The sequence below is a fragment of the Wolbachia endosymbiont of Nasonia oneida genome (assembly GCF_009012935.1).
Classification (GTDB): Bacteria; Pseudomonadota; Alphaproteobacteria; order Rickettsiales; family Anaplasmataceae; genus Wolbachia; species Wolbachia pipientis.
Window position 1 is genome coordinate 194,732 of record NZ_QESS01000001.1, and the last position, 14,287, is coordinate 209,018.

A 14,287-nucleotide genomic window follows, 5' to 3' on the forward strand; every position below is an offset into this window, starting at 1 on the left:
ATAATAACCACGGGGCTTCTTTTGCCTTTTTTTTTATTTGGTAAATTTCTTAATGTTTATGGCTAAACGACAACCGTCATCCCGCTGCTTGTTAGCGGGATCTCTTGTTAGCGCCGCGGCGGTATGACGGTTCGTGGCGGCGTGACGATAAGCTCGTCATCCCGCTACGTGTTAGCGGGATCTATGTTAAGGTATGACGGTTAAGTAAGGGATCTATGTTAAGAGATACCGCGAATGAATCGCGGTATGACGGTTCGTGGCGGCGTGACGATAAGCTCGTCATCCCGCTGCTTGTTAGCGGCTAAGGGATACCGCGAATGAATCGCGGTATGACGTAGGGATTGCATTAGCTATAATTCTTTAGTTTTCACTTTTCTTTTAACCTTGCAATGATATTTTCTTTGCCGATAAAAATTAATAGTTTAGCGAGCTCTGGTCCTGTTTCTGTTCCTGTTAAAGCTGAACGCAACTGCGTAAATAGGTTTTTTGCCTTTATATCCACTGTTTGTCGAATAGTTTTGACCCATTCTGACAACGTGTTTTCATTACAATCACCTTGGGGCAATGCATTGAACGCAATTTTTATAAGCTCCTTATCAAGAATCACAGGCTCTATATCAGATTTGCATATTTTCCACCACTTGGCCACCTCAGAAAACCTTTCTATATTGTTCCTTATAAAATACCAAAACTCTGAGGAGTCCACTCCAATTTGATTTAAACGGTCTTGCACCATTTCAAATGGCATTTGTTGCAGAACTTTGCTATTTAGCTTATATATTTCACTCAAGCTGAATTGTACAGATGCTGAGCTAAATTTTTTAATATTAAATGAATCAATCAAAGATTGCATACAGGCGCAAGCTTCAATTGGATTGGATGTTCCGAGCTTCACTAAATAACTAACTAGTGCCATCGGTTCAATTTCATCTTCTTTTATAGATTTGATATCCAACCCACCAACTCGCTTGGATATCTTGCTATCATCAAAATGTAGCAGAGAAAGGTGAGCAAATGTAGGGATTTTCGCTTTTAATGCTTTAATCATTTGGATTTGCACTGCTGTATTAGTTACATGATCTTCCCCGCGTACAACATGGGTTACATTAAAGTCAACATCATCAATAACAGAAGGTAACATGTATGTGTAAATTCCATCTTCTCTTTTTACCACAGGGTCGCTTATGCTACTGGTTGCAATATTTATTTCACCTTTAACTTCATCATTCCATTTAACAACTTCATTTCTATCCAACTTAAATCTAAAATGTGGTCTTCTTCCTTCTTGCTCATAATGAATTTTCTCTTGCTCAGTTAGAAGTAACGCGCTTCTGTCATATACAGGGGGAAGTCCTTGTTTTAACTGCAATTTTCGTTTAATGTCTAACTCTTCTCTTGTTTCATAGCATGCATAAATATGCCCTTCTTTTATTAACTGCAAAAACACCTCGTTATAGCGCTCAAAGCGCTCTGATTGCTTGAAACTTGCATCCCAATCGATACCAATCCATTTTAGGTCTTCTATGATATTATTTATATATTTGACATCTGAACGCTGAAGGTCAGTATCATCAAAACGGAGTAAAAATTTTCCATTTTGATTGCGTGTGTACATCCAACAAACCAAGGCAGTTCGTACGTTTCCTACGTGGAGGTAGCCAGTTGGGCTTGGAGCGAATCTTGTTAGCATTTAAATAGCAATATTGTTTACTCTAATTTATTTTAATTTTATATAAATATATGGCTAGAGCAAGCGAGATCTGCTAATACAATTGAGCAAGAGAAGAATAAGTATGGCTATAGCATTGTGGCACCTTTGATATTTGATGGATTAAGACCATATGATAAATTCAAGAAAATTCACAGCTTGACGACAAAGGCTAATGTAGCATTATATTGGTATCATGACTAACTTAGAAAAGATGAGAGAAAAACTGCAAGATCAAATAAATTATCATAATGTCTTATATTATCAAAAAAGTAAGCCAGAGATAAGTGATGCTGAATATGATGAACTGAAGAAAAAGTTAGCTGCAATAGAGGCACAACTTCCAGAAGCTTATGCAACACAAGATAGTATTGGTGCTCCACCTGATGAGAGGTTTTCTAAGGTGGAACATCAAGAACCTATGCTTTCTCTTGAGAATGCTTATGATGAACAAGGTGTAGAGAAATTTTTGTCTAAAATAAAGAGGTTTTTAATTGAGGACAAAATAGAGATATTATGTGAGCCAAAAATTGATGGGTTGTCGTTTTCTGCAATTTATGAGGATGGAAGATTTGTTAAAGCTGCAACTCGAGGTGATGGTTTTGTAGGGGAAGATGTCACTCACAATGTTGCAACAATAAAAGGCTTTCCTAAGTTTTTGCAAGGTGTGCAAGGAAGACTAGAAGTAAGAGGTGAAATATACATCAGTAACAGCGACTTTTTAAAGTTAAATGAAAACGATGAATTTGCCAATCCTCGAAATGCAGCCGCTGGTTCTCTAAAGCAATTGGATGCAAACATTACAGCAAGCAGACCTCTTAGATATTTTGCTTATTCTTTGATTGGTGGAGCAGAGAAAAGTCAAAGTGAGGTACTAAATAAGCTTGAGGCACTTGGTTTTTGCGTAAATGAGCATCAGTCCTTAACGAGTAGTTTAGATGGAATGCTGAAGTTCTATAACGAGGTCTATAACTGTCGCTATAACTTGGATTATGATATTGATGGAATAGTCTATAAAGTAAATGATTTGGTACTACAAAATCGTCTAGGGAATACTCACAAAGCACCGCGCTCAGCACTTGCATACAAGTTTTCTGCGGTTTATGCAAAAACAAAGTTAAACAAGATATTTATACAGGTGGGCAGAACAGGGGTTTTAACTCCAGTTGCAGATTTAGTGCCAGTTAATATTGGTGGGGTGCTAGTTAGTAGAGCAAGTCTGCATAACCAAGATGAGATAAAACGTAAAGACATAAGAGAGGGAGATATTGTAACAATTAAAAGGGCAGGTGATGTAATTCCCCAGATCGTTGAAGTAAGCAGAGATTCTCGTCTTCCAAATACACCTGAATTTGTGTTTCCTGAAGTATGCCCTGAATGTGGTAGTAAAGTACGTCAGGTTGAGGGAGAGGCGGCAGTAAGGTGTCCTGAGGAATTTGCCTGTAAAGCTCAAATAATAGAAAAACTAAAGCATTTTGTATCGAAAGATGCATTTGACATTGTTGGCCTTGGTGATAAGCAGATAGAGTTTTTTTACGACCTTGGTCTGATAAAACAAATCCATGATATTTTTACTTTAGAAGAAAAATTGGATGAATTTAATCTGGAAGAACAGTCTGGTTGGGGCAAGAAATCAATAGCTCATTTATTAAATGCTATACAAAGCAGAAGGGTAATAACTCTAGATAGGTTTATATTTTCTTTAGGTATTAGATTTATTGGTCAAGTTGCAGCAGAATTGCTTGCAGATTATTATGTTTCTTATGATAATTGGTATAATTCGATGATTGAACTGTCATCAGATAATACTGAGCTAGTAGGTATAGACGGCATAGGAAAAAAAGTGGCTGAATCTTTGGAATCATTTTTTTCTAAGGAACATAACATCAAAATGTTAAATGATCTTACTGCTTGTCTTCAAATTCTTCCTGTGAGCTCCAACTCTAGTGACTCTGTTTTAAATAATAAAATTGTAGTGTTTACTGGTAAGCTACTTGCTATGAGTAGAGGAGAGGCAAAAGTAAGAGCCAAAACTCTAGGAGCAAAGGTCAGCTCACATCTTTCTGCTAAAACTGACTACCTAATTGCAGGAGAAAAACCAGGATCCAAATATAAAAAGGCAGTGGAATTAGGTGTGGAAATTTTAGATGAAGACCAGTGGCATAAAGTGGTAAGTTCGGGAGTGTTCAAATGATACTTGGATTGTATATTAAATCAAAGTTGCAAGACTATTTAGAGAGTAGCCAATTCTTTCCATCCAAGAATCATTTTATTGACTTGCCTCAATTTTTCAACAGAAGGCAAGTCTTCTGTGCTGAGTGGTAGGCGGACAGTTTGATGTTCTATGAGCCCAATATCATGCAAAAGTGCTTTAGTGGGTATTGGGTTGCTGGCAATAAATAACGCTTCGCAAGCCTGTTGCCAGATATCTGCCTGAGGGTTCCTGCCATTGAGGCACTTCTTAACATATTCATGTGCTACATATGGCCAAACATTGGAAGCAACGGAAACCAGGCCAGCCGCACCATAGGCGGCCATATCGGATATCATATTATCATCTCCGCAAAAGACCTCAATATTTGGTGCAACTTTCTTATACTGAGTTAAAGTATCAACAGTGCCACTTGAATCTTTGATAGCCCAAAATTTTTCGTGACTGGATAAGTTGCGTACAGTTTCAGCGTGAAGACTCACTCCTGCTCTCGATGGAATATTGTAAAACATAGCCGGCACATGTGCTTTTTCAAGTAGCTTTTCAAACCATAAAGTCTGCCCCATAATTCCGGGCTTTGCATAAATGGGAGTTGTCATTAGATAGCCATGAATAGGCATACCCTTGCAAAAATCAAGCCATTCAAGAGTCTGATATAGATTCACTCCTGGTACACCAATTATAATTTTCGTATTTAATTTTAGCTTACATACGAATTCAACTAATGTACGCTTTTCAGAATCAGTAAGCGATAGGCTCTCACCTGTGCTACCCAGCAACACTACGCCATTTTCAGCTTTAACTTGCATTGTCAGTAAACGCTGCAAACTGCTATAATCTATGCTACCCCCATTGTAATTAAATGGAGTAACACAAGCAGTCCATAAAAATGTAGATTTCAACTGAAGTTATTAAAATGGTATTTCATCGTCGATTAGTTCATCTTTTATATCGTTGTCAAAACTTTCGTGTTTATCTTTTTGTTCTGTTTCACCTTGTTTGTATTCACTTGGCTTGTAATCAGAATTTGGCGCACTATTTCGTGAATCCAAGAGAGTAAGAGCGCTATTAAAATTATATAGAACCACCTCTGTTGTGTATCTTTCACCACCGTTTTGGTCAGTCCATTTTCTAGTTCTCAAAGAACCTTCAACATAAACTTTACTGCCTTTGCGTGCAAAATCTTTGACGATTTTTACTAATCCTTCACTAAAAATTACGATATTATGCCACTCTGTCTTTTCAGAGCGCATACCGGAAAGTTTGTCAGTCCAACTTTCAGACGTGGCTATTGAAAAACTTGCCATTTCTTTTCCATTTTGTGTAGTCCTAATTTCAGGATCTTTTCCTAAATTACCAACTAGTATGACTTTGTTTATGGTACCACCAGACATAATTATGCTCTAAATAAATCCTTTTATTATCTTATGTGAAAATACTATTGTCAAATTTAATTAAAAGTGCGCTTGGAGGGATTCGAACCCACGGCCTTTGCCTCCGGAGGGCAACGCTCTATCCAACTGAGCTACAAGCGCATATATATTTAAGTTATTTAATAGATAAGCCATCCAAGTCAAATTTTTGTTTTGGATAAAGCGTAAACATAATACTCCCATATCCAAAATATACATTTTGAGAATCATTCGCATGCTTTTTTATTGCTTTTTGATCTACGGTCCATACAAAAGTTACATAATTTTCAGTGACTGAGTGCACTTTTAAATCCTTAGTATTTATAAACAGTTTTCCATTTACCCATATTTTCCATGTATCGGGAGAAAGATATAAAATTGAGTCTAAACTCACTACCTTACAGTTGAAATTATCTGATACCTCCTCTTTTACAGCTCTTGAAGATCTTAAATTGAACTTTTCCATTTCATTGACCATTCTATTAACTGGCTCTTCATCAAAAAAAATGCTTTTTACGTTACTATATTGTGACAAAACGTCAAAGTCACTTTCCACTGCTTCTCTTATTATATCGTCCCGATCTGTATAGCTTAGTTTTTGATTGTTGATAAAGAAACACTCTTTTGCACGCAAATTTGCTATATCAATAAAATCGTCGATTTCTTGATTGCCAACTTTAAGAATACTTTCAAAATATCTTTTTTCTATCATCATTCCATACTGAGAATGATGACAAACCATTTCATCATTACCTTGTTTTTCTATATATACGCATAAATTTCCACTATTTAATCCTAATATTTTATGCTCAATAAAATCTTCATTGCCAATATATTGTCGGCAAGAATACTCCTTACAAATTTCTATGCTTTCTATGATATCTTCACAACTGCAATATGCATTAACATTGGAAATGAGTAGCGTAAAAATAAAAAACAGCTTTATGTTCATCACCTTATCTACTTAATATAGTATACCAATCAAAGACTATATTAGCTCTCACTATTTCTATCATATTACCACTCAAAATCTGATTCATAGTTGCAGCATCAATATTTCTCTGCTTATTTAAAATAAGAGATTTGATCATAACATAACCGGGCAGATTTGGAATAGACTGTAGAAATAAAAAAATATGCTTATCGCTGATTGAGCTTAAATTTAGGGCCACTTCACTTTTTATTACTTTTGTGCGTTCACTTTTGTTGTGGAGCTCAACTTCTTCGGGTATAGAAATTGATATTTCAGGTTCTAATATATAGTACTTTTTATATAACTTGCTAAGCTCGAAATTTAAATTTGCAATGTATCTGCTACTATGTAAATTTGAAGAGGAAATTTTTTTCCATAAATCTAGATTTTTATTTAGAATGACTTCCTTTTTTTGAATCTCAGTAATCTGTAAATTAATAAAACGTATTTTATCAATCTCAATTTGGTTTTTATTATAAATCTTTTCGTTATAGATAACAACATATGTTAATAACCCTATTAATCCAACAGATAATAACAAATACGATATAAACTGAATTGTAGCTTTTCTTTTTAATTGAGAGATAGTCATTAATCTACATTGCCTCTCCTATTTCAACATCAATAGATAGATTTTGCTCTTTATCAGCAGGTAAGCTAGAAATATTAATGTCATAGGTACGAAAATTATCGTTTAAATTTTTTCGTAGTTTCTCGTATTGATGAGAAATATTTTTACCGGATTGAAAATTAAACTTTAAAGTTGTGGTAATATAACTTTTTGCCTCATTATAATTCCATTCAAATGATCGAAGCTCTATACCTGGTATTTTTAACTTTTCTACATACTTAACTTGTGTCAGAGGAGAGTATTCTATTTTTGATAAAATATTATTGATATTAATAAAATCATAAATTTCATCTATTTTTTTTACATTATAGCTTTGGCTAAGTTTTGTTAATTGGTTATTTAAGGTGTTCTGCTTTGCTGATAAATTATCAGCGACATTGAAATTTGAATACAAATTTAGCAAACAAAGGGTGTTTGTTATAACTAAAACCAGGGCGAAGTATAGAAAAATTCGAGGAGAGTTTAAATAAAGGTAATTGAATAGATAAAATTCTTTAGTTTCCTTTGTATTAAAAATAGCTGCTAATTTATTCTTAAAGCTATGAAACAAAATTATGGTATCGCAAAAGTTATCTTTTTCACTTATAGCTAGTTCTGCTCCTAATAGTTTGCCTAACTCATATGGAGTTAATATGTTCACACTGTTCTCTGAAAAATTTATGACTGATAAACTAGCTTTGATATCTTCTGACACTATGATACAAAGGTCGATAGGGTTATTTTTTTCAAACCCAAACTTAGTTAAGGATCGAATAGTATCTTGCACTTCCTGATATATTCCACCAGCGATAATTCCTGGTAAATTATCATTAGTAAATGATGTTAAGCGCGTAAATACCATTTTATTCTCTTTAAGAACCACTTGTCTATAGCCTCCCGTTTTAGTTGCAGCAACTATAATTTTCCAATTATTAGGATCTTTATGTAGAATCTTTTTTGTTATATTACTTATTTCTATAGGAAACATTAATATTCCCTTAAAGTTGGAGCCTATCTCAATAAACACATTCAACCAATATTCTACTAAATGCTTTGCTTTTGATGAAACAAGAAGATAGCACCAGTTTTGATTGAATTTGTTTGGCTTCTCAACCAAAAAAACTGAACTTATGTCATTATTACGAGAAAAATGCTCCATCTTTGTTTTTGCTGATAGATAGGCACTAATCTTGTTTGCCCTTGTAATAAACTGTAGCGAGTAATTTTGATCTGCATGATTAAGCACCAGGTATAAAGGTGCTTTTTTATCTGACGAAAGACATGAAATTAAATCGGAAACTGCTTTATCGTTTTTGCCCTTAACAAAATACCTTTTATTTAAAGTATTATTTTTAAAATATAGTAACATTATGCCTTCTTCTCCAATAGAAAGCATAAACTTACTTTTGGATTTTGAACTAAACATATTAACAAAGCATATACTTATCTAGAATTAAAAAGGCAATTTATTGAAATTCATTAAACGTTAGAGGGAAATATTGTTATAAATTTTCGCAGCAACATTATTTATATTATAATTTTTTTTATAAAATTACCACTAATATTAAGTTATTTAGATAACAAATTAAGAAAATTCATTAAGACGAATTTGTTGTTTTTCAAATTGTAGGTAAACCTAAGCCACTTTGGCTATATCTGCCGATTGACTTTAATTAATAAGAGTTATTAATCTATTTACTATTCTTGTAATATTATTTCTAATGGTAAAGAAATATATATTTTTCTGGAACAGTTGTTATTTCAGATACAGAATTTATTGTAAGTATAGCTCTTTTTACAATAATCCGAACAGACCGTAATATGCTACTGGCCTGCTATAGCCATAAACACATATCTTATCGCATTCGGACTATTATAAGAAAGGCTATAAACTAACCATTTGCTGAAGAGCGCTCATCTTCTGTGGTACTTGATGATGGAGCAACTAATTTGCTCAAAATCTCATCTTTTGGTCCCATAGCGTAAATGACACCATCTGACATGAGGATCACCTTATCAACTACGGACAATAACGGTAGCTTGTGAGTGATGATAACAGTAGTAGTATTTTGTTTTCTTGCAATGCCAATTGCATTAATTAAGCATGCCTCTCCATTGCTATCTAAGTTAGCGTTTGGTTCATCAAGTACTAAAAGTTTTGTGTGACCATAAAAAGCTCTGGCAAGTCCAAGAAGCTGTTTTTGGCCGCCAGAGAGCGTTACTCCTCCAGGACCTCCTATTGTTGTATCATATCCATTTGGTAAGCTTAGTATTAGTTCATGTATTCCTGCAATTTTTGCTGCTTTGATTATTTCTTCAGGATTTGGATCTGGCCTCATGCGAGCAATATTAGCTTTGACACTAGTGTTAAATAACTCAATATCCTGAGGTAAGTAGCCAACATAATTACCAAAATTTTCTCGATTCCAAGTATATACATCAGCGCCATCTAGTCTGACTACACCAGATATTGGCTTCCATACACCAACAGTTAATTTTGCGATAGTGGATTTACCAGAAGCACTTGCACCAATAACACCAACTACATCTCCAGGATCTATAATGAATGATATTCCTTTTACTGTCGGCTTATTGCTTCCATAAGGAGTAAAAAATACTCTATCAAATTCCAATTTTCCTTCAGGTTCTGGTAGAGCCATCGTTTGCTCTCTTTTTGGCGATGTTAATATAAGTCTTTGTAGCCTTCCATATGACATTCTAGCCTGATTTAAAAACTTCCAAGTATGAACCGCAGCATCAAATGGTGCTAATACTCTACCCATTAAAATTGAAGCAGCGATGATGCTACCGGCAGTCTTATGAGCTGTGATTGCAAGTAATGCACCTGTTCCAATCACTGATATTTGCAGAGTTGAGCGCAAAAATTTAGTGATTCCAGTAATTACATTAGAGCGATTTTGTGCTTTAATTTGCATTGCTCGGTTCTGATCATTTCGTTTACACCAATCAGAGACTATGAATTCTGACATGCCCATAGCTTCAACCACTTCTGCATTTCTTGTTGCAACATCTATAGCATTGATATTCCGTATAGTTTCTTCGTTGGTTTCTTGTAATATTCGTTTAGTGGCAAGTTCATTCCATATTGCCATAGAGACTAATATAATAATTCCAGTAATAGCTATAAACCCCGTGGAGGTATGTATCATGAAAATCACAACAAGGTAAATTAACGACCATGGAGTATCAAACAGTGAGAATATACCATTTCCTGTAATGAAATTTTTTATCACTCCGAGATCTCGTATTGCTTCACCACTTGAAGTTGAGCTCTGCACTGACGTTAGCCTGATTGACCTTACTATCAGATCTGGTGTTGCAGTTTTATCGATCCAATCACCTATTTTTGCCATGGCTAAATATCGACAAGTTTCAAGCATTGCAGAACATGCAAATGCAGATAAAGTGATAATTGTCAGCATAGTTAGTGTTGATACACTTTCGCTCGATATCACCCGATCAAGCACTTGAGAGGTATAAAGTGGTAGGAATAACATTAATAAATTGATTCCCGCACTAAACCAAAAGATAAACCAAAATGCACTTTTGCATTTTTCTAGGCAAACATATAGAGTACTTTGCTTCAATTCTTTTTTTATTGATGGCGTAATTTCCACAATCTTCCTCTTAATTTGATTACATGCACCATATACAATTTTTATTACAAAAATATTAATAACGGTAGTTAGCTGTATGGTCCCAGAGTGTGATGGTGTGGATTTAGTATAAATAATTCTGGAGACTGTGTCCACTGATAACATATAAATTCATAAGGAGTAAGACCCTTAAGAGTTTTGAGTCTCTTTGCATAATTATAAGCCATAACAAAGTTATAAAGGTGTTCTTTAAGTTGCTGGTGCGATTGATAGTAATACTTCTTAACTGTAGCATCCTTTAAAGTTTTATTCATACGCTCGACTTGCCCATTCGTCCAAGGATGGCTAACTTTTGTCAAACGATGTTCAATAACATTCTCTTCGCAAACTCTATCAAATATATGTTGGAAAGCATACTTATGACGCTTCTGGTTTGTAAATTGTATACCGTTATCTGTCAAAATAGTATGGATTTTATACGGTAAAATTCTAATCAAATTACGTAAGAACTCAGCAGCTATGGGTTTTGTAGCACTGTTACGCAACTCAACATAGGTAAATTTGGATGTCCTATCAATAGCAACAAACAAATGTAATTTGCCCTCCTCAGTTCTAACTTCAGCAATATCAATATGAAAGTAACCGATAGGATATTGTTTGAATTTCTTTTTTGACTTAACTTCTCCATCAACAGTTGGTAATCTGCTAATGTTGTGTCTTTGTAAACAACGATGCAAGCTAGAGCGAGTCAAATGCGGAATTGTAGACTGCAGAGCGTAAAGGCAATCATCTAGTGGCAGTAGTGTATACTTGCGAAATGTAACTATTATAGCTTCCTCTTCTAGCGTTAAAACAGTTGATCTTGGATGCTTTGGACCCATATCAGCATCTTTCGTAAATGAACGTTTTCTCCACTTAATAATAGTTTTGGATTAAGGTTATAATGCTTGGAGAGTTTTGCTATGCTCTCTTTTCTATTTTGTATTGCTCTACGAATCGTCTGTGTTGTTTTGGCGCACCCATGTAATATCTGTCCCATAATGACTCCTTAAATGATGATGATAGTATACCATCACTCTCTGGGACCATACAGTTTTAGCTTACTTTAAGTGAGTAAAATATTAATATATGTGAATAGGAAATATAAACAATGGTAAAAAGAAGTATAGTTAATATTTCCTTCATTGCCTATAGCGAAGCTACGTCATACCGCGATTCATTCCATAGCTGTACGAACATTCATTTTTGAAGGTAAACTGCACAGCAAATGGTGTCATGAAAGTAGCTGACACTGGGATGGCTTTGTTGCATCGCTACTTATGAAAGGCTAACTATAATTAGGATTATAAGCAACTTATTGAAAATCTTGTTTTTTTGCAATCAATCTGATCAAATTTAAGAATAGTAATTTGTTATTTATATTAATAAATTTAATTCTATTGAAAATAGCTAAAGCATTGAAATTCTTGAATTTTAGCCAGATTAGTGAGTGGTAGTGAAATTTCTTTTACTCAAATTTAGGTATTCACTGACCGTTCTTGTTATAAATACCAGAATAATAAGCTACTGATATTCTCCACCTTTTTTATCTTTAATCCATCATAGCTAGCGATGCAACAAAGCCCACCGATTCATTCTACTGCAACGCAGAAAATTCGTACAATTGTGCATAATGTGGGGCTTCTGGCTACATTTTTCTATTGAACTCACCTTTTCTCTATGTGACAGATTTCGTATTAAATTTTAAATTTAATGCGCCTAGATATACAAGCATTCCTAGCAAAACCATAGGTATAGAAAGCAACTGCCCCATAGTTAAATCAAGCCACAAATAGCCAATTTGATAGTCTGGTTCGCGAAAAAACTCAACGAAAAAACGTGCTATTCCATACCACATAACTGCAATACCAGTTAACGCACCGTGATACAGTCTTATTCTAGTTAAGAAAAACAGTGAATTTGCAACTGCAAAAAGTAGCAGTCCTTCAAAAAGTGCCTCATAAAGCTGGCTTGGATGATGCAGCAAATTATCACCACTCTCTGGAAATACCATACCCCATGGCATAGTTGTAACTCTGCCAAATAACTCTCCGTTTATAAAATTGCCTATGCGACCTAAAAATAAACCTATGGGAACTCCGCAAGAAACTAGGTCCAGTGCATAAAATATAGGAATGTTATGTCTTTTACACGAAATTATTACTGCAAGCAAAACTCCTATAGCACCACCATGAAATGACATCCCTCCTTCCCAGGTCTTCAATATCTCAATAGGGTTGCTTATATAAAGAACTGGATCATATATCAATACGTAGCCAAGTCTACCTCCAAGGATAATACCTACAATAGTGGCTGTTAATAACGAATCGTAAAAATTCTTAGTAAATATTTTTTGGTCATCTAGCTTATGTAAATACCAATATGCAAACACTATACCCAAAACGTAGGCTAAGGAATACCAATATATAGAAACAGGACCGATGCTGAAAATTACTGGATTTAAAGACATATTTTGCTATAAATTATTCTTAGACAATCTACTTTTTTCACGATCCCACTCTCTCTGTTTTATGGTTGCTCTCTTATCGTAGAGTTTTTTTCCTTTTACAATGGCAATTTTAGTTTTTGCAAATCCTTTATCGTTAAAATAGACCGAAAGCGGCACAACAGTTATCCCAGCAGTCTTGATTTGACCAATTAGTTTATTTATCTCCTTTTTATGCAAGAGTAATTTACGTTCCCTTTTTGGTTTATGATTTTTTCGGTTCGCAGCTTTATATTCTGCAATATGCATATTGTGCAGCCATACTTCGCTATTCTTTTCAACGACGTAGGCGTCGGAAATATTTACTTTTCTTTCTCTTAGCGATTTAACTTCACTGCTTAATAAGACCATACCCGCTTCAAATTCTTCTAAGATGAAATATTCAAACCTTGCTTTCCTATTTTCTGCAATAACTTCCATATCTAAAGATATCTTTAAGCTTCAATATATTACAGAGTTTTTGACTTAATTCATAATAAAACAGTTATCCCAATAAATATAAGGTGCCAGGCTAGTCTGATAGCAACAGGATAACAAAAATCAAGTAAGTGCTTTTTCTGTCTCTCTAGGCACAAGTTCCTGCTTTACTTCTTTCATTTTAGTTTTAGGCTTTGACATTATATATTGACCAGCACCAACTATGAGCGCAGATCCTGCAGCTAGCCCAATTATTGCTGGTACAGATAGGGCAGTAGCAAATGCAAGTGCAACACCAACTATCACTGCAGTTACAAAACACACAACAACACCTTTTACAATTGCATTTTTTGCAGACTGTTCTTTTTCTTTCATAATTGCATTTTTTCCAATTTGTTTTTCTTCCTTTTTCTCTGGAAGCTGCATTACATCTTTATTTTCAGTAAGATCCTTTGGCGTTTTTTTATTCTCATTTTTTAACGTTTGCTTTTTTTCCGCTTCCTCTAAAAGCTGAATTATACCTTGATCTTTAGTGAGGTCTCTTGGCGTTTTTCCATCAACATCTTTTAATGAAGGGTCTGCTTCAGTGTGTAGCAGAACTTCCACCACTTTTATTTTGCCATTTTCAGCAGCAAGATGTAAAGGAGTACGTCTATCACCATTGTTTGCATTAACCTCTGCTCCTTTTGCGATTAGAGTTTTTACTACATCTTCGTGGCCATTTTTAGCAGCAAGATGTAAAGGAATACGTCTATCACCATTTTTTGCATTAACCTTTGCTCCTTTTGCGATT

The 14,287-nt window shown here is 34.7% G+C and carries 11 protein-coding genes, 1 tRNA gene and 1 pseudogene; 1 reads left to right on the plus strand and 12 read right to left on the minus strand.

The features are described from left to right. Positions 1-367: 367 nt before the first annotated feature. The gene (gltX, locus tag DEF52_RS00880) at positions 368-1,690 is read right to left on the minus strand and encodes a glutamate--tRNA ligase (protein WP_151807594.1); all 1,323 of its coding nucleotides are present in this window, start codon (positions 1,688-1,690) and stop codon (positions 368-370) included. Between the two features lie 214 nt (positions 1,691-1,904). On the opposite strand from gltX, the gene ligA reads away from it, so the two are divergent. Then, entirely contained in the window at positions 1,905-3,902 is a 1,998-nt protein-coding gene (gene ligA, locus DEF52_RS00885) for an NAD-dependent DNA ligase LigA (RefSeq protein ID WP_151807595.1), read from the plus strand. A gap of 38 nt (positions 3,903-3,940) precedes the next feature. Here ligA and dapA read toward each other — a convergent pair whose 3' ends face one another. From dapA to DEF52_RS06405, 11 genes and pseudogenes are all read right to left on the minus strand, one after another. Further along, positions 3,941-4,822 (minus strand): 4-hydroxy-tetrahydrodipicolinate synthase, encoded by an 882-nt coding sequence (gene dapA / locus DEF52_RS00890; RefSeq protein ID WP_151807596.1) that lies wholly within the window; start codon positions 4,820-4,822, stop codon positions 3,941-3,943. Between the two features lie 9 nt (positions 4,823-4,831). Then, positions 4,832-5,314 (minus strand): single-stranded DNA-binding protein, encoded by a 483-nt coding sequence (ssb, locus tag DEF52_RS00895; protein WP_151807597.1) that lies wholly within the window; start codon positions 5,312-5,314, stop codon positions 4,832-4,834. A gap of 67 nt (positions 5,315-5,381) precedes the next feature. Then, positions 5,382-5,455, minus strand: a tRNA-Arg gene (locus DEF52_RS00900). Between the two features lie 13 nt (positions 5,456-5,468). Continuing rightward, on the minus strand, positions 5,469-6,284 hold the full coding sequence (locus tag DEF52_RS00905) for a hypothetical protein (protein WP_065094808.1): 816 nt from the start codon (positions 6,282-6,284) through the stop codon (positions 5,469-5,471). A gap of 4 nt (positions 6,285-6,288) precedes the next feature. After that, positions 6,289-6,897 carry a hypothetical protein gene (locus DEF52_RS00910; protein WP_151807598.1) on the minus strand — a complete coding sequence of 203 codons (609 nt, stop codon included), beginning with the start codon at positions 6,895-6,897 and terminating at the stop codon, positions 6,289-6,291. 4 nt (positions 6,898-6,901) lie between these two features. Next, a complete protein-coding gene (locus tag DEF52_RS00915) occupies positions 6,902-8,341 on the minus strand; it encodes a hypothetical protein (RefSeq protein WP_179951352.1) in 1,440 nt (479 codons plus the stop codon). 466 nt (positions 8,342-8,807) lie between these two features. Beyond that, entirely contained in the window at positions 8,808-10,553 is a 1,746-nt protein-coding gene (locus tag DEF52_RS00920) for a type I secretion system permease/ATPase (RefSeq protein WP_015589192.1), read from the minus strand. Positions 10,554-10,621: 68 nt separating this feature from the next. Further along, positions 10,622-11,571 (minus strand): annotated as a pseudogene (locus tag DEF52_RS00925) (IS481 family transposase). A 678-nt stretch (positions 11,572-12,249) separates the two neighbouring features. Then, positions 12,250-13,041: a prolipoprotein diacylglyceryl transferase gene (gene lgt / locus DEF52_RS00930; protein WP_151807600.1), complete on the minus strand. Its 792-nt coding sequence runs from the start codon at positions 13,039-13,041 to the stop codon at positions 12,250-12,252. 6 nt (positions 13,042-13,047) lie between these two features. Next, the gene (gene smpB / locus DEF52_RS00935) at positions 13,048-13,497 is read right to left on the minus strand and encodes an SsrA-binding protein SmpB (RefSeq protein ID WP_007548863.1); all 450 of its coding nucleotides are present in this window, start codon (positions 13,495-13,497) and stop codon (positions 13,048-13,050) included. Positions 13,498-13,617: 120 nt separating this feature from the next. After that, on the minus strand, positions 13,618-14,287 hold a 670-nt coding region (locus DEF52_RS06405), incomplete at its 5' end, for an ankyrin repeat domain-containing protein (protein ID WP_237357311.1).